Origin of the sequence: Streptomyces sp. P1-3 (genome assembly GCF_050613155.1) — a bacterium.
Classification (GTDB): Bacteria; Actinomycetota; Actinomycetes; order Streptomycetales; family Streptomycetaceae; genus Streptomyces.
This window is the reverse complement of record NZ_CP192512.1, coordinates 4809967-4829633: the sequence shown is the minus strand read 5'-3', so window position 1 is coordinate 4829633 and position 19667 is coordinate 4809967. Positions and strand designations below refer to the sequence as shown.

At 71.0% G+C, this 19667-nt stretch carries 12 protein-coding genes and 1 pseudogene; 4 read left to right on the top strand and 9 right to left on the bottom strand.

What is annotated here, in order from left to right; all coding sequences use genetic code 11:
* Positions 1 to 303 precede the first annotated feature (303 nt).
* The 6 genes and pseudogenes from uppS to ACQUSR_RS20900 form a co-directional block, all read right to left on the bottom strand.
* Entirely contained in the window at positions 304 to 1029 is a 726-nt protein-coding gene (gene uppS, locus ACQUSR_RS20925; protein WP_431044111.1) for a polyprenyl diphosphate synthase, read from the bottom strand.
* A gap of 591 nt (positions 1030 to 1620) precedes the next feature.
* A pseudogene (locus ACQUSR_RS20920) lies at positions 1621 to 2078 on the bottom strand (nucleotidyltransferase domain-containing protein); the annotation flags it as partial.
* Positions 2079 to 2178: 100 nt separating this feature from the next.
* Complete coding sequence (locus tag ACQUSR_RS20915) at positions 2179 to 2685, bottom strand: GNAT family N-acetyltransferase (protein ID WP_431047746.1); 507 nt, start codon at positions 2683 to 2685, stop codon at positions 2179 to 2181.
* 100 nt (positions 2686 to 2785) lie between these two features.
* On the bottom strand, positions 2786 to 3127 hold the full coding sequence (locus ACQUSR_RS20910; protein WP_431044110.1) for a helix-turn-helix domain-containing protein: 342 nt from the start codon (positions 3125 to 3127) through the stop codon (positions 2786 to 2788).
* A 2-nt stretch (positions 3128 to 3129) separates the two neighbouring features.
* Positions 3130 to 3348, bottom strand: coding sequence for a type II toxin-antitoxin system RelE/ParE family toxin (locus tag ACQUSR_RS20905; protein WP_431044109.1), 219 nt, complete (start codon positions 3346 to 3348; stop codon positions 3130 to 3132).
* A 208-nt stretch (positions 3349 to 3556) separates the two neighbouring features.
* Positions 3557 to 5131, bottom strand: coding sequence for a glycosyltransferase family 39 protein (locus tag ACQUSR_RS20900; RefSeq protein WP_431044108.1), 1575 nt, complete (start codon positions 5129 to 5131; stop codon positions 3557 to 3559).
* Positions 5132 to 5429: 298 nt separating this feature from the next.
* Here ACQUSR_RS20900 and ACQUSR_RS20895 point away from each other — a divergent pair, with 298 nt between their 5' ends.
* The 3 genes from ACQUSR_RS20895 (at position 5430) to ACQUSR_RS20885 (ending at position 11917) form a co-directional block, all read left to right on the top strand.
* The gene (locus tag ACQUSR_RS20895; protein ID WP_431044107.1) at positions 5430 to 7679 is read left to right on the top strand and encodes a bifunctional glycosyltransferase/CDP-glycerol:glycerophosphate glycerophosphotransferase; all 2250 of its coding nucleotides are present in this window, start codon (positions 5430 to 5432) and stop codon (positions 7677 to 7679) included.
* 205 nt (positions 7680 to 7884) lie between these two features.
* Positions 7885 to 9975, top strand: coding sequence for a glycosyltransferase family 2 protein (locus ACQUSR_RS20890; RefSeq protein ID WP_431044106.1), 2091 nt, complete (start codon positions 7885 to 7887; stop codon positions 9973 to 9975).
* Between the two features lie 115 nt (positions 9976 to 10090).
* Positions 10091 to 11917 carry a serine/threonine-protein kinase gene (locus tag ACQUSR_RS20885; protein WP_431044105.1) on the top strand — a complete coding sequence of 609 codons (1827 nt, stop codon included), beginning with the start codon at positions 10091 to 10093 and terminating at the stop codon, positions 11915 to 11917.
* Between the two features lie 87 nt (positions 11918 to 12004).
* On the opposite strand, the gene ACQUSR_RS20880 is transcribed toward ACQUSR_RS20885, so the two are convergent.
* Entirely contained in the window at positions 12005 to 17029 is a 5025-nt protein-coding gene (locus ACQUSR_RS20880; protein WP_431044104.1) for an NAD-glutamate dehydrogenase, read from the bottom strand.
* Positions 17030 to 17463: 434 nt separating this feature from the next.
* Between ACQUSR_RS20880 and ACQUSR_RS20875 the strand changes: the two genes are divergently transcribed.
* Positions 17464 to 18033, top strand: a complete 570-nt coding sequence (locus ACQUSR_RS20875; protein WP_431044103.1) for a DJ-1/PfpI family protein — start codon at positions 17464 to 17466, stop codon at positions 18031 to 18033.
* A gap of 272 nt (positions 18034 to 18305) precedes the next feature.
* Here ACQUSR_RS20875 and ACQUSR_RS20870 read toward each other — a convergent pair whose 3' ends face one another.
* Both ACQUSR_RS20870 and ACQUSR_RS20865 read right to left on the bottom strand, forming a co-directional pair.
* Entirely contained in the window at positions 18306 to 18995 is a 690-nt protein-coding gene (locus ACQUSR_RS20870) for an HAD family hydrolase (protein WP_431044102.1), read from the bottom strand.
* A gap of 58 nt (positions 18996 to 19053) precedes the next feature.
* A complete protein-coding gene (locus tag ACQUSR_RS20865; protein ID WP_431044101.1) occupies positions 19054 to 19560 on the bottom strand; it encodes a DUF6912 family protein in 507 nt (168 codons plus the stop codon).
* Positions 19561 to 19667 lie beyond the last annotated feature (107 nt).

Genomic DNA, 19667 nt, shown 5'->3' with positions numbered 1-19667 from the left:
TGGAACGCAAGGCCAAGTTCGCGGCCGAAGTCGCGGTTCAGAAGTGCGGGGTGACAACAGAGACGATGTCGAATTAGGTGCGCTGGGCGTTGCTCATGGGAACTCCAAGGCTTGCCCCTTGACTGTTGGCCACAGGTCCACCGGCCGACACCGATCACCGCCACCACGGCCCCGGGGGCCAGCCGCGTCCGGCGCAACGCGTCAAAACAGCGGCACCAGCATCATCAAATCTGACGGTGCACAGGCCGTGAAAGTGACGGCGAGCATTATGCGCTCCTCCATGGTTTGTGGGCGAGCAGACGGTCACAGCCCCAGGCGACGGGTCCTGTGGGCATAGTCATCGAGGGCCATGTGCAGGTCCTCACGGGCGAAGTCCGGCCAATACTTGCGGCAGAAGTAAAGCTCCGACTGGGCCGCCTGCCAGATCAGAAAGCCGGACAGGCGCATCTCACCCGAGGTCCGGATCACAAGGTCCGGATCCGGCTGATCGTGCGTGAACAGCAACGAGGCGACATCCCCCGGCGTGACCGCAGGAGCCTCGGACCCGCCCGCCAGAGCATCCCGACGTGCCTGATAGGCCAGTCGCTGGATAGCGTGCACGATCTCCAGACGTCCGTCATAGGCGATCGCGATGTTCGCCTGCAGCCCTGGCAGATGCTGCGTCGCGACTTCTGCCTCACGGAAGAGCTTGGCGACGTGCATAGGCAACAGATCGAGGAACCCAAGAGCGCGTATCCTCCACCGCTGCCTTGCGGTCAGCCCTTTGGCCAATTCCTCGAAAATCTGGTAAAGCCCGTCCAGTTCGGCACAGCTGCGACGTAAATTCTTGACCGCCAGGACCCATAAGGTCACAACGTCGATGCCTGCGTCTTCGCACCAGCCCAACACATCGAAGACCTTGTCGCGGCCGATGCGATGTCCGTCATCGACACTCAGCCCGCGCTCAGAGGCCCACCGGCGATTCCCGTCCAAGATGAGAGCGACATGCCGCAACGGCTGAACTACCAAGGAACCGGGATCCGTAGCCATGGATATCAACCCCTTGACGGCCGAGACAGAAACACGGTCAGATCAGGCCCTTGGTGACGGATGGACCGTCACCAAGCACCAGAGCTTGCTTTAGCAGGACGTCGGTAACCCGCACTTCGGGAACTGTCACGCGTCTGAAGGAACACAGCTGCCGCCTCGGGGGCGAAATCAGAACCGACCGCTGAGAAGGTTGAGGCGGCATATTCGTCAAGCACCATGATGGAGCGCCGAGGAGGTACGTATCCTTTTCGGTCTCGGTTGAATCACGCACCACCATGATTGCCTGAAAATCGACTCGGTTCTTTATTCGATGTTAGAACCCGCCACCGAATCTGCCCCTCACGCAATCACCGATACCTCCGAGACCAGAGGTGGTCGTTGATCGAGGTTCCGCGCTCGGCACACTCATGGTGATGGGCAATCGCCCGCGCCGGTGAGCGGCACACCGTCTTCACCGGGCCTTGCTGGATCTGCTCCAAGACGGACTGGACGGCGCGGGATCCGGCTCCATCGTCGTGGTGACCGCTGCACTCACCCGCTGCAACAGGGGACCCGGTCCACCGGATTCCTCCGCTGTCGGGTCGGCGACAGTGCTGCGGTGGCCAGGGAGCCGACGACCTCTGTCAGGCGGCCGCGCGCCGCGTGGTTGGACTTCGCGTACCCAAGGGTCATGCGCGCGGTGTCGTGCCAATGCCTGGGGCCGTCTCGCGCAGGGGCTCCGGATGGGCGGGACACGACGGATCGCCGCGGAGTACGCGGTTGATGGCCAGTTCGGCGACGACGAGATAGCTGAGGAGGCCGGCGAGGTGGAACATCAGCGGCTCCCAGGGGAACCGGTTCCGTTCCGCCTCGGTGAGGTAGTGGACCGCCAGGTCCCAGTCGGTGTCCGGCTGATGCGAGCCTTGGGCACGTGAGCCGCCCAAGGTGACAGCCCGCGCCGCGGGGAGTGCGGCAACTTGCTCTGGCGCCGGGTCGACTTCGCGGGGCCGAGGTGATCGAGGATCAGGTCCAGCTTGCGCTCGACGCGTGCGACGTGCCCTTCCGCCCACCGTATCCGGGCCCTTCTGCGGGGCGTGAACGGCTGGCACGCCTGCTGCGGCGGGCGCCGCAGGCGCCCCGCGGCGTCGCGCCCGCGCCCGGCGGGGTCGCTCAGTCTGTGCGGCGGCGCGTCAGCACACGCGTCGTGCTGCCGTCGTCCTCGGCGATGTCGCGGACGTGCTCGAAGCCGAGATTGCCGAGCAGGGCCAGCGAGGCGGTGTTCCGCGCGGCCACGGTGGCGTGGACCTCGGTCAGTCCGAGGGTCGCGAAACCGTAGGCCACGATCGCCTCGGCCAGCTCGCTCCCCAGCCCGGAACCCCACACCTCGGGAGCCAGCGCGTAGACGATCTCGTGGCCGCCGACGTCGTCGGTCCGCTTGATCTCCGCGTGCCCGACGAGCGCACCGTCCCTCCGGACAGCCCAGACATCGAACAGGTCCCCGGCGTAGACCTTCGTGAAGATCCGCCCGAACAGGGCCCGGTCCGCCGCTTCGGAAGCGGGGCCGTCGCCCATCCAGCGGGAGACCCGCGTGTCCTGGAACAGCGCGACGAAAGCCTCTTCGTCTTCCGGGGCGTACGGCTCCAGAAGGAGGCGGTCGGTACGGAGAGTTGGGGTCACGGCCACGGGCCGCGACGCTACCCGGACCGGACCCGTCCCGCCATCGGCTTTCCGCAGGCCACGAGGCAGCCCTTGGCCTGTGATCCACGCGCCGCAACGGTCAGGCGGCGTCGGTCTCGTGCGCCGTGAAGGTGACCTGGGCATCGTCATCGTCGAGGGCGATGTTGAGGGAGGCGTCCAGAGCGCGGGCGAGCTTGGCGAGCAGCGGCAGAGTGGGCACGGTGTCAGAGCCTTCGATGCGGGAGATCTTCGCTTGGGTGAGACCGGCTCGGTCGGCGAGTTCTGCCTGGGTCAGGCCAAGCTCGGTGCGCCGGTTGTAGACGGCCTCGGCGAGCGCCATGGACAGTCGGATTCCGTGGCGGGCCTCGGCGACATCGTCGGGCTCGGTGAAGCCCTCGGCGAGCTTCCGCTCGCGCAGGGTCTTCCATCGGCTGTGGCTCATGCTCAGACCTCCCCTTCTTCAACGATTCGCAGGAACTCTTCGTGGGCCGGTCCGTGTTCGGCTTCGCCGATCTTCTGGGCGAGCTTGGCCCGTTGGACTTCGATGTCTTCGCGCATCTTCGTCTTACGGAAGACCGTCAGCAGCACCGCCGTGCGGTCGGGAGTCAACCAGTACGTGATGCGCATCGCCGCTCCGTCGAGCGTCGGGCGCAGCTCGCGCACGCCGTCCCCGAGATAGCGGGCGTACGGCTCACCGAGTGTCGCCGTGATTCGGCGAGTGGACCCACGTACTCGTCGATCTTGAGGAAGTGCCTGGCGGGCAGAGACGCGATCCACGTCCGCGCCTCGGGCTCGATCTCGATCGCGTATAACCGCTCCACACTCACACCGTACATGTCGTCAACGACATATCCGATGGACATGCCCGGCATCAGCGCGCATACAACGTCAGCGTCCCATCCGCCAGACACAGTGCGAACACCGGCCGGAACCCCTCGCGCAGCGCCCGCGCCTTCGGGCCCTGTACACCGCCCGGCTCAGCGAGCACCCACACGCGCCGCTCCCCCGCCAGCCGTGCCGCCAGGTCCCGTGCACCCGCTTCGCGGCCGTACAGCGTGCCGGAGGACGGGCCGTCCTTGCCGAGGGCGACGTCGCGCAGGCCCGTGACCCGGTGCGGGTACGCCAGCGTGACGCGGCGGGCGTACGGCGGGGCGTACAGCACCGCGTCGCCGGGGCGGGTGACGCGGCCCAGTTCCGCGGCCGCGAGCCCCAGATCGTCCGCGCGGGCCGCCGGGCCGCGTTCGCGGGTGTGGAGGGGGAGCTGCCAGAGGAACGCGGCGGCGATCGTGGCGCAGCCCACCACCGCCGTCCCCCGCGGCCACGGCAGGGCGGAGGCGATGCGTTCCGCGCCCGCCGCCGCGAGCAGGGGCACTCCCGCAAGGGCGAAGAAGAGGTAGCGGTCGAGGAACAGGGCCTCGCGTTGGGAGGCGGCGAAGAGCGCCGCAGACGGTACGAGCGCGAGCGGAAGCGCGATGGCCGGTACGGACAGCCGGCCGACCCGGCGCGGCGGGCGGACCAGGGCCACCGCCACCAGCAGCAGATTCACCGTCAGCACCAGGCCACTCGGGCCCGCGAAGCCCCGTAGCAGGGCCCGGGCCTGCGGGAGGCCGGGAGCGGGTATCCACGAGACCTGTGCCGCCTGGCCGTGTGAGACCAGTAGCAGCGGCAGCAGCGCCGCGCCCGCCACTCCCGCCGCCGCGCCCCAACGGCGCCACACTGCGCCGGGCACCCGCCCCACCAGCAGCGTCGCGGCGTGGGCGGCCAGGACCAGCACCGCGCAGACGTGCATCAGCGCGGTGAGGCAGACGACGGCTCCGTACGCGACCCACCGCCCCGCGCCCACCGCGCCTCCCGTACCCCCGCCGTCTCCCAGGCCCCCGCCGTCCCCCAGGCCGTCGCCGTCCCCCGGCCCACCCTGCTCGACCGCGTCGATCAGCAGCCACGTCGCCAGCGCCGCGCCCATCGCCACCAGGGCATACGAGCGGCCCTCCTGGGCATAGTGGCCGACCATCGGCGTCGCCGCGTACAGCAGTCCTGCCCATATGCCCACGCGACGGCGGCCCGTCAGCCGGTGACCCATCGCGGTGACGAGTCCGGTCGTGCACACAGCGGCGGCCACGGACGGGAGCCGCAGCGCGAGTTCGTCGGCGCGCAGGGCGAGTACGGCGTGCATCAGCAGGTAGTAGAGGCCGTGGACGGCGTCGACCGTGCCCAGCAGCTCCCAGAGCTGCGGCACCGTGCGCCGCGCCGCCAGGTACGTCGCCGCCTCGTCGCGCCACATCGCGCGGCCGTCGAGCCCCCACAGCCCGAGCGCCAGCATGACGCCCATCGGCAGCAGGGCGACGACGCCCGAACCGGCCCGAAACGCCCTGCGCCGCGACGCGACGCGCTCCGATATGAGGTGTCGGATGCGCTCCGATATGAGGTGTCGGGAAGGTGACCGCATGCCCCCGATCCTCTGCACGAGGCCGGTCCCGGGCATGTCGGGCAGCCGGACGGCCCAACGCTCACCCGGTCGGCCGCCCCGCCCCACGCCCCGCGTGTCCCGTGCCCGTGGCCCGCCAGATGCCCGGCCCCCGGCCCCCGGCACCTCTCACCCGCCGCCTGCCCCACCGGGACGATTCGCTCATATCGCCCTATAGTGAGCAACCACTGGACGCCCCCGCCTCCGTTCCCGACGCGGGTCTCCCGGCTCGCGTCTCCGGCTCGCGTCTCCCGACGCGCGTCACACCCCGAGGAGCGCCATGCCTCGATTCAGCATCGTCATCGCCGCCTACCGCGTGCAGGGCTATCTGCGCGCCTGCCTGGACTCCGCGCTGACCCAGTCGTTCCACGACATCGAGGTAGTGGCCGTCGACGACCGCTCCCCCGACCACTGCGGCGCCATCATCGACGAGTACGCGGCCCGCGACCCCCGCGTCGTCCCCGTCCACCTGCCCGTCAACTCCGGCCCCGGCCGCGCCCGCAACGCCGGTGTCGAGCAGGCCACCGGCGACTACCTGCTCTTCCTCGACGGCGACGACACCCTCGCGCCCGGCACCCTCCGGGGACTCGCCGACCGCCTCGTCCTCAACGAAGACCCCGACATCCTCTACTTCAACCATGTCCGCACCTACTGGTGGGACCACGCCGAGGCCAGCCTCTTCGGTGAACTCCTGGCCTCCGCCGGTACCGACGTCTTCTCCGTCCGCGACCGGCCCGAATTCCTGCGGCTCTTCGCGATGTCGTCCAACCGCGTCTACCACCGCGGCTTCTACACCCGCCACGCCTTCGCGTTCAGCGAGGGAATCTACGAAGACGCCCTGCTCTCCTACAAGACCATGCTGACGGCGCGGCGAATAGCCTGCGTCGACCTGGTGGGGCTCGAATACCGGCAGCGGCGGACCGGTGCCAGCACCGGCAGCCCCGGGGAGAAGCATTTCGTCATCTTCGACCAGTACGCCCGGCTCTTCGCCTTCCTCGACGACCAACCGCATCTCGACCCGAAGCACACCCTGCGCCCACTGCTCTTCGAACGGGCCGTGTCCCACTTCCTCTTCTGCCTCGACCGCGACACCCGGGTGGCCGCGAAGGACCGGCGCCGCTATTTCCGCCGGGCCGCGGCGTGGTACCGCGCGCACCTGCCCGCGGACTTCGCCCCGCCCGCCGACGCCAAATGGCGCTTCAACGCGCTCGCGTGCGGCTCCTTCGTCCACTACCGGGTACGGGGGCTGTTCGCGCGGTCGGGCGACGCGGCCCGCAAGCTCAGGCGGATCGTCCGGCGGCCCCTGGCCGTACGGGCCAAGCGGGCGTTGTACAAGCTCCACCTGCGGCGGCCCGTCGACCCCCGCCTGGCCCTCTACTCCGCCTACTGGGACCGCGGCGTGCTGTGCAACCCCGCGGCGATCTACCACAAGGCGAAGGAGCTGGCGCCGCACATCCGCGGCGTGTGGGTGGTCCGGAATTCCGAGGTCGCCTCGCTCCCGGACGGGGTGGAGTACGTCGTCCCGGGAACCCGGAAGTTCTACCGGACGGTGGCCCGCGCCAAATACCTCGTCAACAACGCGAACTTCCCCAACGACGTGGTCAAACGGCCCGGCACCGTCCATCTCCAGACCCTGCACGGGACGCCGCTCAAGCACATGGGACTCGACCAGCAGCGCTATCCCGCCGCGAGCGGCGGAATGAGTTTCCGCAACCTCCTCAAACGCGTCGACCGCTGGGACTACGTCCTCTCCGCCAACCAGCACTCCAGCGAGGTGTGGGAGCGGGTGTATCCCGGCTCGTACCGGATCCTGGAATACGGATATCCGCGCAACGACGTGTTCTTCTCCGCGACTCCCGACCGCATCGCGGAGATCCGCGCCGGGCTGGGTATCCCCGCCGGGCACGACGCGTTCCTCTACGCCCCCACCATCCGCGACTACCAAAAGGGCTTCACCCCCCGCCTGGACGTGGAGCGCCTCAGCCGCGCGCTGGGCCCGAAGGCCGTCCTCCTCGTACGGGCCCACTACTCGTACGGCAAACGGACCGGCCTGGAGCGGCTCCAGGAGGCGGGGCAGGTGATCGACGTCTCCGCCCACCCGTCCGTGGAACAGCTCTGCCTGGCCGCCGACGCGCTGATCACCGACTATTCGTCGATCATGTTCGACTACGCACTGCTCGACCGGCCGATCGTCGTCTACGCCGACGACTGGGAGACCTACCAGGCCACCCGCGGCGTCTACTTCGACCTGCTGTCCGGGCGGCCCGGCGACACCCCGGGCGCCGTCGCCCGCACCGAGGACGAGCTGATCGCCGTCTTCCGGGACGGCCGCTGGCGCGATGCCGAGGCCACCGCCCTGCGCACCGCCTTCCGGGAACGCTTCTGCCCGTTCGACGACGGCCACGCCGCCGAGCGCGTCGTACGGACCCTCATGCTGGCCCCCGACACCACGCGGCCGACCCTGCCGCCCTCGTCCGCACCGCGGCGCGACGGGCGGGAACGCGACGGCCGAGAACCCGTGGCGCTGTAGCGCGCCGCCACCACATAGCCCGTCGCCGCCGCGTAGCCCGTCGCCGCCGCGCAACACACCGCCACCATCACCCCTCCCGCGCCGCCCGGCCCACCCCGCCCCACACCGTCCGGCCCGCACTATCACCCCGCCACCGTCACCCCGCACCGCCCGCACCGCACCGCCCGGCCCCGCCCGCACCGACACCGGAGGTCCGAAGCCCGCCATGCCTGCCGCCCCCGTCCCCGGCGCCCCCGCCGCCACCGCCCCGCCGCGCGTCAGCGTGATCATCCCCGCCTACAACGCCATGCCCGAGCTGACCCGCTGCGTCACCTCCGCGATGGAGCAGACCCTCGGCCTGGACCGGATCGAGATCATCGCGGTCGACGACGGCTCCACCGACGGCACCGGGGCGGAACTGGACCGGCTCGCCCGCACCTGCCCCGCGCTGCGCGTCGTCCGCCAGAAGAACTCCGGGTGCGCGGGCGGCCCGCGCAACACCGGCCTCGACCTCGCCCGTGGCGACTTCGTCTTCTTCCTCGACTCCGACGACTACCTGGGACCCGACGCGCTGCGCCGCATGGTGGCCATGGCCGACGAGAACGCCACCGACATCGTCCTCGGCAAGATGGTCGGGCTGGGCGGGCGCGCCGTCCCCACGGCCGTCTTCCAGCGCAACCAGCCCCGCACCGACATCTTCTCCTCGGCCGCCTACCGGACCCTGGGCTGCTGGAAGCTGTTCCGCCGCTCCCTCATCGAGCGGTTGCGGCTGCGCTTCCCGCCCTACCGCAACTGCGAGGACAAGCCCTTCACCGCCGCCGCCTACCTCAACGCGGACGGCGTCTCCGTGGTCGCCGACTACGACTGCTACTACGTCCGCGACCGCCAGAACGGCAACAACCTCACCCGCGTCGCCTCCGACCTCGTCCACCGCATGGACGGCACCCGGCTCTGCTTCGAGACCGTGGCCCGCTACCTCGAACCGGGGCCGCGCCGCGACCGGATCATGCGCCGCCATGTGGAGTGGGAGCTGTGCGGGCCGCTGCGCGCGCTGCTGCCGCGCGAGAGCGAGCAGGACGCGCGGGAGGTCTTCTTCCCCCAGTTCCGGCGCTGGGCGCAGACCTGGGTGACCGACGGGGTGCGCCAGCTGATCGACGCCCCCGACCGGTTGCTGATCCACCTGCTGCGCGCCGACCGGTTCGAGGACCTGATGACCGTCGCCCGGAACGCCAAGGAGGACGCGCGGCGCGGCCACCTGGTCGACAAGGGCCGGGTGTACTGGCTCCACCCGTTCTTCCGCGACCCGGCGGCCGCCGTCCCCGACGCGTGCTTCGACGTCACCGACCGGCTGCCGGTGCACCACGGCCTCGACACCGCGCGATGGCGCTCCGACGGCGTCCTGCGGGTGACCGGCCACGCCTGCATCGAGCACGTCGCCACCCTCGATCCGCGCACCGAGGTGATCCTGCGCAAGCGGGACGGCGACCGGCCCGACGCTCGGCTGCCCACCGCGCCGCGCACCGCGCCGCCCGACCTGCCCGGCGACGGCATCCACGAGAACGCGGGCTTCGCCGTCGACATCGACCTGGCCACCGCGGACGGCGGCGCCCCGCTGGACCACGGCATCTGGGACCTGTTCCTCGACGTGAGGGTGCAGGACGTCAGCCGCACCGTCCGGTTCCGGCAGGCCCGTACGGAGGACGACGGGACGCGTACGCCGCCGCCACCGCGGCCCCTGCCCGGGCACGCGCCCGACGCCCCGCCCACCGTCGTGACGCCGTTCTTCACTCCGTACGGCAACTTCTCGCTCGGCGTCGGGTCGGAGGCGCCGACCGAGCACACCGCCCCCTGCCGCGTCACCGACGTCCGCTGGGACCCCGCCGCGCGAGGCACCCTGGTGGTCACCGGACGGCTCACCGGCGACGCGGCGCGCGGCGACCGGGCGGCGGAGGCCGGCGGCACCCTGCGGCTGCGCGCCATCGGAGGAAACGGCGCGGACGGGGCGCTGGAGGCGCCCGCCGACCACGAGCGGGACGGGAACCGCGACGCGTTCACCGCCCGACTGCCCGTCAGAAGGCTGCGCCCCGGCCGCTGGACGGTGGCGCTGGTCCTGGGCGACGGGCCGGGCAGCACCGCGTCCGTGCCCCGCCTGGGCGGCCTCCCCGGCACCCACTGGTTCCGCTTCGGCCGCCCGCACTACGCGAAGCCCCTGGCCCGCGGGCCGGAGTCGACGCTGGTGTTCGAGGTGGCCCCGGTCAAGCTGGGCATGGCCCTGCGGCGACGGCTGCGACCGCTTCGGGGCCGCCCGCGTACCTGACGCCGGCATCGACCGCGGCTGCGAGGGCGTGATTCCGCCGGGCCACCGCTCGCCGCAGGGCCTGGCTATGCCATCGATAGCATCAGTCCATAGCCACGCCGCCTAGGGGGAACCGATGCCGCACGCCCATCAGCCTGTCCTGAAGCCGCTGGGGCCGGACGACCCGCGCGAGGTCTCCGGCTACCAGTTGCTCGCCAAGGTGGGCGAGGGCGGCATGGGCGCGGTGTACCTCACCCACACCCGCGGCAACCAGCCGGTCGCCCTGAAGGTCATCCGGCGCGAGTTCGCACGGAATCCCGACTTCCGCGCCCGCTTCGAGCAGGAGGTGCAGGCGGCGCGCCGGGTCTCCGGCTACCACATCGTGCCGGTGGTGGACCACGATGTGAGCGGCGACGAGCCGTGGATCGCCACCTCGTACGTGCCCGGCATGGCCCTGGACGACGCCCTCGCCGCCTACGGTCCGCTGCCGCTGCCCGCAGCGCTCCAGCTCATCGGCTGCACCGCGCAGGCGCTGCACTCCGTGCACTCCGCGTCGGTGATCCACCGCGACCTCAAGCCGAGCAACATCCTGCTCAGCTCCAACGGGCCGTGGGTCATCGACTTCGGTATCGCGCGCGCCACCGACGCCAACCAGCTGACCCAGACCGGCGGGTTCATCGGCACCCCGCAGTACATGTCGCCCGAACACGCGCTGGGCCGCAAGGTCACCCCCGCCACCGACATCTTCGCCCTCGGGCTGATCGCCGCCGTCGTGGCCACCGGACGCCACCCGTACGGCGACGGCTCCGGCCTGTCCATCGCCGCCACCATCGCCAACACCGCCCAGCAGCCGCCGGATCTGAGCGGCTACCCGGAGCCGCTGCGGCAGCTGCTGGAGGCGTGCCTGGCGGCCGATCCCGAGCGGCGGCCCGCACCGGCCGCCCTGGCCGACTGGTGCGCGCAGGCGGCCGGGCGGGAGCTGCGGGACTTCGCCGACTGGCTGCCCGCGCCGCTCGCGAAGGAGATCGCCCGACGCGAGGAGGCGGCGAAGGAGCCCCCGCTGCCGGAGCCGCGGACGGCGGCCGCGTCACCCGGTTTCGGCCCGGCGTACGTCGCGCCGCAGGCGGCCGCGCCGGGGCAGCAGCCCCCGGCCGCGTACGCGGCCACCCAGGCGGCGGCTCCCTCGCCGGCCCCCTCCGCGCAGCACCAGGGGTACGCGCCGACGCCGCCGCCCGCGTACGCCGTCCCCACCCAGGCCGCCGCGCCACCGGCCGGCCCGCCCGCCTCCGTACCGGCCCCCCGGCCGTCGCGGCGAAACGGCGGGGCGATCGTCATCGGGACCGTCCTGGCCGTGGCGCTGGTCGGCGGCGGGGTCTGGGCGCTCACCCGGGGCGACGACGACGGCGGCGACAGGAGGACGCACAACGCGGGCAACGTGAGCAGCCCGACGCCGAGGGGGACGGCCCGCCCGGCGCCCCACGGCTACGAGCTGGCGTACGCCAACAAGCCGCTGACGCTCGTCTGGCCGAAGTCGACCGTGGGCCAGTTGAACACCGACCTCGACACGGCGGAGCAGCAGACGGACGAGAACATCCGTAAGCCCGGAGGGCCATCGTTCGGCATCACCCAGCTGGAGTGGCGGATGGAGTACGAGAAGCTGACCACCCCCCACCGCTTCACCTCGAGCCTCAGCCCGGACGAGAAGGGGTGCGAGCTCGCGGCCAGGAACACGAAGCGGCAACTGCCTAGGGAGATGGGGGCGAGCCAGCTGACCGGCTCCAACGCCCTCATCAAAAACGGCGATTGGCTGTGCACCATCACGTCCGAGGGCAACCTGGCCATGGTCAAGATCACCTCGGTGCGGCCGACCTTCCGCGACGACAACAAGCCGGACCTGCACCAGGGGCGGCCGGGCATCCCGACGTACACGGCCCAACTGACCCTGTGGAAGCCCAAGCCATAAGTGAGCCCGGCGCAACGCCGGAGGGGGCGGTACGTGTCCGTACCGCCCCCTCCGGCGTATCACGCCGACCGCGTCACACGCGTCGCGTCACGCCCGCGACCGCAGCAGCGTCCGCATCGTCCGCATCGCCACCGACAGGTTCGCCAGGTCGAACGTCTCCGAGCCCTGGATCTCGTCCAGCGTGGTGCGCGCCCGCTGGAGGATCGCCGCGTTCTGGCCCTCCCATGTCGTGAACCGCTGCTCCGGCGTGGCCGCGCCGTTGCCCGCCGCCAGCACGTCGGCGGTGAGGGCGGCGTGCGCCGCGTACAGGTCCTCGCGGATGGAGGCGCGGGCCATCGACTGCCACCGGTCCGCGCGCGGCAGCTCGATGATGCGGTCCATGAGCCGGGTGATCCGCAGCCGGTCCGCCAGGTCGTAGTAGACCTCGGCGACGGCCAGCGGATCCTTGTCCGTACGGTCGGCGATGGCCACCACGTCCAGCGCCGGGAAGGCGGAGGAGAAGCCCGCCACCCGGGTCGCCAGCTCGTCCGGCACCCCGGCGCCGGACAGCCCGTCGTAGATCTGCTGGTACCAGTCCAGGTCCGCGCCGCGCAGCAGCTTCGGCAGCTCGCTCCAGACCGTCGCCACACCCTCGCGGAAGAAGTCGATGGTCTCGGCCAGCTCCAGCGGCTGCGGGCGGTTGTTGAGCAGCCAGCGGGCGCCGCGCTCGACCAGGCGGCGCGAGTGCAGCCGGATACGGGTCTGGACGTCGGCGGCGACGACATTGTCCAGTGCCTCGACGGCGTCCCACACCTCGCCGAGCCCGAAGATGGCGCGGGCGGCCGTGTGGGCGCGGACGATCTCCTCGACGGACGCGCCGGTCTCCTCCCGCAGGCGGTGCAGGAAGGTCGAACCACCGGAGTTGACCGTGTCGTTGACCAGCACCGTGGTGACGATCTCACGGCTCAGCGCGTGGGCGTCGATCTGCTCGCCGAACCGTTCGTTCAGCGCGCTGGGGAAGTACGCGTGCAGCAGGCGCTGGAGGTACGGGTCGTCGGGCAGGCTGGTGCCGATCAGCTCCTCCGCCACCGTGATCTTGGTGTAGGCGAGCAGCACGGCCAGTTCCGGCTGGGTCAGCCCGCGCCCGGAGTTGAGCCGCTCGCGGATCTGCCGGTCGGTGGGCAGGAACTCCAGCGAGCGGTCCAGGGCTCCGTCGCGCACCAGGCGGCGCATGGTCCGCTGGTGGGCGTGGAGCAGGCTGGGGGCCTGGACGACGGCGTTGGCCAGGGCGACGTTCTGGGCGTAGTTGTTGCGCAGCACCAGCGCGCCGACCTCGTCGGTCATCGCCGCGAGCAGCTTGTTGCGCTGCTTGACGGTCATGTCGCCGTCGGTGACCACCGCGTTGAGCAGGATCTTGATGTTCACCTCGTGGTCGGAGGTGTCCACGCCCGCGCTGTTGTCGATCGCGTCGGTGTTGATCCGGCCGCCGGCGATCGCGAACTCGATCCGGCCGAGCTGGGTCAGGCCGAGGTTGCCGCCCTCGCCGACGACCTTGACCCGCAGGTCCTGGCCGTCGACCCGGATCGCGTCGTTCGCCTTGTCGCCGACGTCGGCGTGCGTCTCGGTGTGCGCCTTGACGTACGTACCGATGCCGCCGTTCCACAGCAGGTCGACCGGCGCCTTGAGGATGGCCTTCATCAGCTCGGCCGGGGTCATCTTGGCGATGCCGCTGTCGATGCCGAGGGCCGCGCGGACCTGCGGGGTGATGGTGATGGACTTGGCGCTGCGCGCGTGGACGCCGCCGCCCGCGGACAGCAGCGAGGTGTCGTAGTCGGCCCACGAGGAGCGCGGCAGCTCGAACAGGCGGCGGCGCTCGGCGTAGGAGGTCGCCGCATCCGGGTCCGGGTCGAGGAAGATGTGCCGGTGGTCGAAGGCGGCGACCAGGCGGATGTGCTCGCTCAGCAGCATGCCGTTGCCGAACACGTCACCGGACATGTCGCCGACGCCGACGACGGTGAAGTCCTGCGTCTGGCTGTCGTGTCCCAGCTCGCGGAAGTGCCGCTTGACCGACTCCCAGGCGCCGCGGGCGGTGATGCCCATGCCCTTGTGGTCGTATCCGGCGGAGCCGCCGGAGGCGAACGCGTCACCGAGCCAGAACCCGTACGCCTGCGCGACCTCGTTGGCGATGTCGGAGAAGGTGGCCGTGCCCTTGTCGGCGGCGACGACCAGGTAGGTGTCGTCGCCGTCGTGGCGGACGACGTCCTTCGGGGGCACGACCTGCCCGCCGACCATGTTGTCGGTGATGTCCAGCAGACCGGAGATGAAGGTCTTGTAGCAGGCGACGCCCTCGGCCAGCCACGCGTCGCGGTCCACGGACGGGTCGGGCAGCCGCTTGCCGACGAAGCCGCCCTTGGCGCCGACCGGCACGATGACGGTGTTCTTGACCATCTGCGCCTTGACCAGGCCCAGGATCTCGGTACGGAAGTCCTCGCGCCGGTCGGACCAGCGCAGGCCGCCGCGCGCGACCTTGCCGAAGCGCAGGTGGACGCCCTCGACCCGCGGGGAGTACACCCAGATCTCGTACGCCGGACGGGGCGCCGGCAGGTCCGGGATGGCCTGCGGGTCCAGCTTGATCGACAGGTAGCTGTGCGGCCTGCCTTCCTTGTCCTTCTGACCCCTGCCTTCGCTTCCATCGCTGGCGCTCTGGAAGTGGTTCGTGCGCAGCGTCGCCTTGATCAGGGTGAGGAAGGAGCGCAGGATGCGGTCCTCGTCCAGCGAGGCGACCTGGTCGAGGGCGGCTTCCAGCTCCTCCAACAGGGCGTCGGTGAGCTCGGTGCCCGCCCGCTGCCGCTCCGGCGACATCCGGGCCTCGAAGAGGGAGACCAGCAGCCGGGTGGTGTGGACGTTGTTGCGGAGGGTGTCCTCCATGTACGCCTGGCTGAAAGTCGCCCCTGCCTGCCGCAGGTACTTGGCGTAGGCGCGCAGCACCATCGCCTGCCGCCAGTCGAGACCGGCGCCCAGCACGAGCTGGTTGAAGTTGTCGTTCTCCGCCTGGCCCGTCCACACGGCGGCGAACGCGTTCTGGAAGCGCTCGCGGGCGTCGTCGGGGAGCGGTTCGCCGTTGGCGCGGGTGGCCGGCAGCCGCAGCCCGAAGTCGTAGATCCAGGCGGTGGTCCGGTCCGAGCAGCGCAGCTCGTACGGGCGCTCGTCGATGACCTCGACGCCGAGCCGGTTGAGGACCGGCAGCACCGCGGAGAGCGAGACCTGCTCGCCGGTGCGGTAGATCTTGAAGCGGCGCTCGCCGGGGGCCGCGCCGACCGGCTCGTACAGGCTGAGCGCGAAGTCCCCCTCGCGGCCCGCGGCGGCCAGCCGGTCCAGGTGCTGGAGGTCGGCGACGGCGGCGCGCGGCGAGTGGTCGGCCTTGTATCCCTCGGGGAAGGCGTTGGCGTAGCGGCGCATGAGTTCCGCCGCGCGCTCCTCGCCGACCTCTGCGCCCAGCGCCTCGGTGAAGCCGTCGGCCCAGGAGCGGGCGGCCTCGACGAGCCGGTGCTCGATGCGCTCGAGGTCGGCGTCGGTGAGGTCGGGCAGTTCGGTGCCGGGCTGCACGCGGACCACGAAGTGCAGCCGGGAGAGCACGGACTCCGTGTGCAGGGCCGTGAAGTCGACCGGCGTGCGGCCGTTCAGCTCCTCCAGCAGGATGTCGGTGAGCCGCAGCCGGACGTCGGTGGTGAAGCGGTCGCGCGGCAGGTAGACCAGCGCGGAGTAGTAGCGCCCGTACTCGTCCTGGCGCAGGAACAGCCGCAGCTTGCGGCGCTCCTGGAGGTACAGCACGGAGGTGACGATCGACCGCAGCTGGTCGGCCGGGGTCTGGAACAGCTCGTCGCGCGGGTAGGTCTCCAGGATCTGGAGCAGGTCGCGGCCGTCGTGGCTGTTGGGCGAGAAGCCCGTGCCGCCCAGGACCTCCTGGACCTTGCGCCGGATGACGGGCACGCGGCGCACCGACTCGGTGTACGCGGCCGAGGAGAACAGGCCCAGGAAGCGGCGCTCGCCGATCACGTTGCCGTCGGAGTCGAACTTCTTGACGCCGATGTAGTCGAGGTACGAGGGCCGGTGCACGGTGGCGCGGCTGTTGGCCTTGGTGAGGACCAGCAGCTTGTGCTCGCGGGCCTTGGCGCGGGCGTCGGCGGGCAGCCGGTTGAACGACGGGGAGGTGCCGATCCGGGTGCCCGGCGCGTACTCCTGGCCGCCGTGGCCGTCGCGGTGGTGCGGGTCGGAGCGCAGGATGCCGAGCCCGGTGCCGGGGACGACGGCCAGCACGTCCTCCTCGCCACCGCTCTCGGTGGGCGCCTGGATCAGCTCGTACTCGCGGTAGCCCAGGAAGGTGAAGTGGTCGTCGGACAGCCAGCGCAGCAGCTCGCGGGCCTCGTCGACCTCCTGGTCGCGCAGGTCGCCGGCGATGGGCTCGGAGGGCAGCTCCTCGGCGATGCGCAGCGCGGCGTCGCGCATCTTCTCCCAGTCCTCGACGGCCTCGCGGACGTCGGAGAGCACGCGCAGCAGGTCGGCGGTGATCTGCTTGAGGTCGCCGCGGTCGGTCTCCCGGTCGATCTCGACGTGGATCCAGGACTCGGTGAGGGCGTCGTGCGGCAGGCCGGCGGCGGCCGCGGCGTCGTGTCGGTCGGAGCCGTTGTCGAGGATCTCGATGAGCTTGCCGGTCAGGTCGCGGCGGACGATCACCTGCGGGTGGATCACCACGTGGATGCCGCGGCCCTGGCGGGACAGCTCGTTGGTGACGGAGTCGACCAGGAACGGCATGTCGTCGGTGACGACCTCCACCACCGAGTGCGGGCAGGTCCACCCGTTCTCCTCGACGGTCGGGGTGTGCACCCGGACGTTCGCGGTGCCCTGGGGTCGGTTTTCCGCCAGTCGGTAGTGGGACAGCGCCGCGCCCAGGACGTCGTCCGGGTCGCGTCCGGCGAGGTCCTCGGGGGCGGTGTGCAGGTAGTAGCGCTGGAGGTACGCGGCGCGGGACTCCTGACCCAGGCCGTGCGCGGGCCCCCCGGCGGGGCCGTTCTCAGCGACCCGGGCGGCCCGTGCGAGCAGCTCGGCCTTGGCTTCGTCCAGCTTGGTCTGCATGTCCTCTGGCTCCTGTCGCGCGCCGTTGCGTGACATCGTTGGTGAAGGCGATACCTCGCGACGCGGAATGTCCGCTCTGATACGACGGTATGCCGGAATGGGAGAAGGCAGGGGCGTTCTTGTCCGGAATTGGCCAAGATCCCTGGCGACACGGATCAGCGGCGGCCCGGCCACGACGGTGGCCCGGGCGCAAGGCAGAGGCTTCGTCGCCCCTGGTGGATATCGCGCCGATCACGCCGTAAGGCTATCGCTCTTACCCCCGACGCCGTCATGAGCCGTATGTGTACAAAACCCGGCCCGGAAGTTTGACGGTGCGGACAGTGACGCGAACACCTGATCCCCTCTTCACCCTCTTGGCACTCGGCGCTTGCGGATGCAGGGTGAGCGGGACGGCGAGTAGCGTGGAAACACGTGACGAGGCAGAGGTGGGCAGCATGACGGCTGCGAAGGTCCTGATCGTTACCGGTGACGCGGCGGAGTCGCTGGAGGTGTTCTACCCGTACCAGCGGCTGCTCGAGGAGGGGTACGAGGTCCACATCGCCGCCCCGAGCCGCAAGAAGCTGCGCTTCGTCGTGCACGACTTCGAGGAGGGCTTCGACACGTACACCGAGAAGGCAGGGTACACCTGGCCGGCGGACCTCGCCTTCGCCGAAGTCGACCCGGGACAGTACGCCGCCCTTGTGATTCCGGGCGGCCGGGCCCCGGAGTATCTGCGCAACGACCCGGAACTGCGCAAGATCCTCAAGGCCTTCTTCGACGCGGACAAACCGGTGGCCCAGACCTGTCACGGCGCCCTGCTGACGGCGGCCATCGACGGCCTCACGGGACGCAGGGTGACCGCGTACCCGGCGCTGGAGCTGGACATGCAGGCCGCCGGGGCGGGCTTCCAGGACAAGGAGGTCGTGGTGGACGGCCCGCTGGTCTCGGCACGGGCGTGGCCGGACAACCCCGCGTGGATGCGCGAGTTCCTGGAGGTCCTGCGCACCAGTACGAAGGTGGGCTGACGCAAGGGTGGCCGGGCACGCAGGTGGACGGGCACGCAGGGTGGGCCGACACACAGGTGGACTGACATGCAGGTGATCCAACGCGCACTATGAGCTGACACGCGCCAAAGACCCCGGCGAGGTGCTCGCCGGATCCGCAGGCTCCGGACGGGATTTCCGGCCCGCCCGGCGCCTGTGTCAGCACTTGCGCTCACACACGGTTCACGTATGCGAGCCTTCCGCACACTGACGCGATCGAGCCGTTGGACGGGTTACGCGACCGAGTGGACGGGTTACGCGACCGAGCCGTTGGACGGGCGTGCCCCGGCCATCCGCCCGGCCAGCTCCGCGGCCTCGGCCAGGGTGTCGACCACCGGCACCCCGGCGGCCTCAAGGCTCGCCCGGCTGTGCGAGCCACCGGTGTAGAGCACGGCATGCGCACCCGCGTGCGCGGCGGCTATCGCGTCGTCCGCCGCGTCCCCGATCACGACTACCTGCTCCGGCGGCACACCGTCCAACGCCGCGAGGTGGCCCACCATCTGCTCGGCCTTGCCGGTATTGCTGTTGCCGATCCGGCCGTCCACCCGCACGAAGTGCTGCTCGATGCCGTGCGTCCGCACCAACGGCACCAGCAGATCGTGCGGGGCCAGCGAGCACAGCGACTGCGTGAGACCCGCGGCCTGCCAGTCGGCCAGCAGTTCCTTGGCGCCGAGGGCCAGCCCGGCGGTCTCGGCCATCGCCCAGTAGTAGCGGTGGAAGGTGGCGTCCATGACCTGCCACTCCTCCTCGGTGGGCAGCCTGCCTATCAGCCGCTCGTAGAACCGCGGCACCGGGACGCAGTACAGCTCCCGATAGCGCTCCAGCGTGATCGGCGGCAGGCCGATCTCCTCGAAGGAGGCGTTCGTCGCCGCGATGACGGCGTCGATGTCGTGCAGAAGCGTGCCGTTCCAGTCCCAGACGATGTGTGCCGCGTTCTTCCCCATGCCCAAGACGGTACCGACCGGGTCTGACAGACGGGACGGCTTGTGGATACCGGGGCGCTCAGCCGATGAGGTTGGGGATCTCCTGCGTGGCGTACCACAGCAACTCGTGGTCCTCCGCCCCGTCCACGACGAACTGCGCGTCGTCGTCACCGAGATCGGCCGCGCCCAGCGCCTCAGCGGCCGCGGCGACGTCCGCCTCCGCGTCGCCGGAGTCGACGTGCACCGCGGCGGCCTTGGTCAGCGGCACGGCGGAGGTGATGCGCACCTCGCCCAGCGCGGACTGGTCCAGGCCCCGGTCGGGATCGGCGACCGCCGCCCCTTCGGCCACGTCCAGCGCCACCACGACCCGGCGGCGCGGCGCGCCGGGGTCCACGGCGAGTCGGCGCAGCGACGCCTGAGCGGCCCGGCTCAGCGCCGCGTACTCCAGCTCCTCGATGTCGTCGGAGACGTACCACTCACGCAGCGCGGGCGTCACGGCGTAGGCGTCCAGCGGCGCCGGACCCAGCTCGCCCGCCTTGTGCGCCTCGGCGAGCCCGGGGAGAGTCAGGGGGACATAGACGCGCATGGCTGCCGCTTTCGTGAAAGCTCTCTACGAGGGCTTACGGATGGACTGTTGTGGAGCCAGCATACGGGCGCGCGTCCCCGCTCGGCGCAGCCGAACACCCTGTGCGC

What these genes read in the sequence shown, in the direction of transcription:
- ACQUSR_RS20890 (WP_431044106.1), top strand. Translation starts at nt 7,885, where the DNA reads ATGCCTGCCGCCCCCGTCCCCGGCGCCCCCGCCGCCACCGCCCCGCCG.
- uppS (WP_431044111.1), bottom strand. Translation starts at nt 1,029, where the DNA reads ATGGCTACGGATCCCGGTTCCTTGGTAGTTCAGCCGTTGCGGCATGTC.
- ACQUSR_RS20885 (WP_431044105.1), top strand. Translation starts at nt 10,091, where the DNA reads ATGCCGCACGCCCATCAGCCTGTCCTGAAGCCGCTGGGGCCGGACGAC.
- ACQUSR_RS20880 (WP_431044104.1), bottom strand. Translation starts at nt 17,029, where the DNA reads ATGCAGACCAAGCTGGACGAAGCCAAGGCCGAGCTGCTCGCACGGGCC.
- ACQUSR_RS20870 (WP_431044102.1), bottom strand. Translation starts at nt 18,995, where the DNA reads ATGGGGAAGAACGCGGCACACATCGTCTGGGACTGGAACGGCACGCTT.
- ACQUSR_RS20900 (WP_431044108.1), bottom strand. Translation starts at nt 5,131, where the DNA reads ATGCGGTCACCTTCCCGACACCTCATATCGGAGCGCATCCGACACCTC.
- ACQUSR_RS20875 (WP_431044103.1), top strand. Translation starts at nt 17,464, where the DNA reads ATGACGGCTGCGAAGGTCCTGATCGTTACCGGTGACGCGGCGGAGTCG.
- ACQUSR_RS20865 (WP_431044101.1), bottom strand. Translation starts at nt 19,560, where the DNA reads ATGCGCGTCTATGTCCCCCTGACTCTCCCCGGGCTCGCCGAGGCGCAC.
- ACQUSR_RS20895 (WP_431044107.1), top strand. Translation starts at nt 5,430, where the DNA reads ATGCCTCGATTCAGCATCGTCATCGCCGCCTACCGCGTGCAGGGCTAT.
- ACQUSR_RS20910 (WP_431044110.1), bottom strand. Translation starts at nt 3,127, where the DNA reads ATGAGCCACAGCCGATGGAAGACCCTGCGCGAGCGGAAGCTCGCCGAG.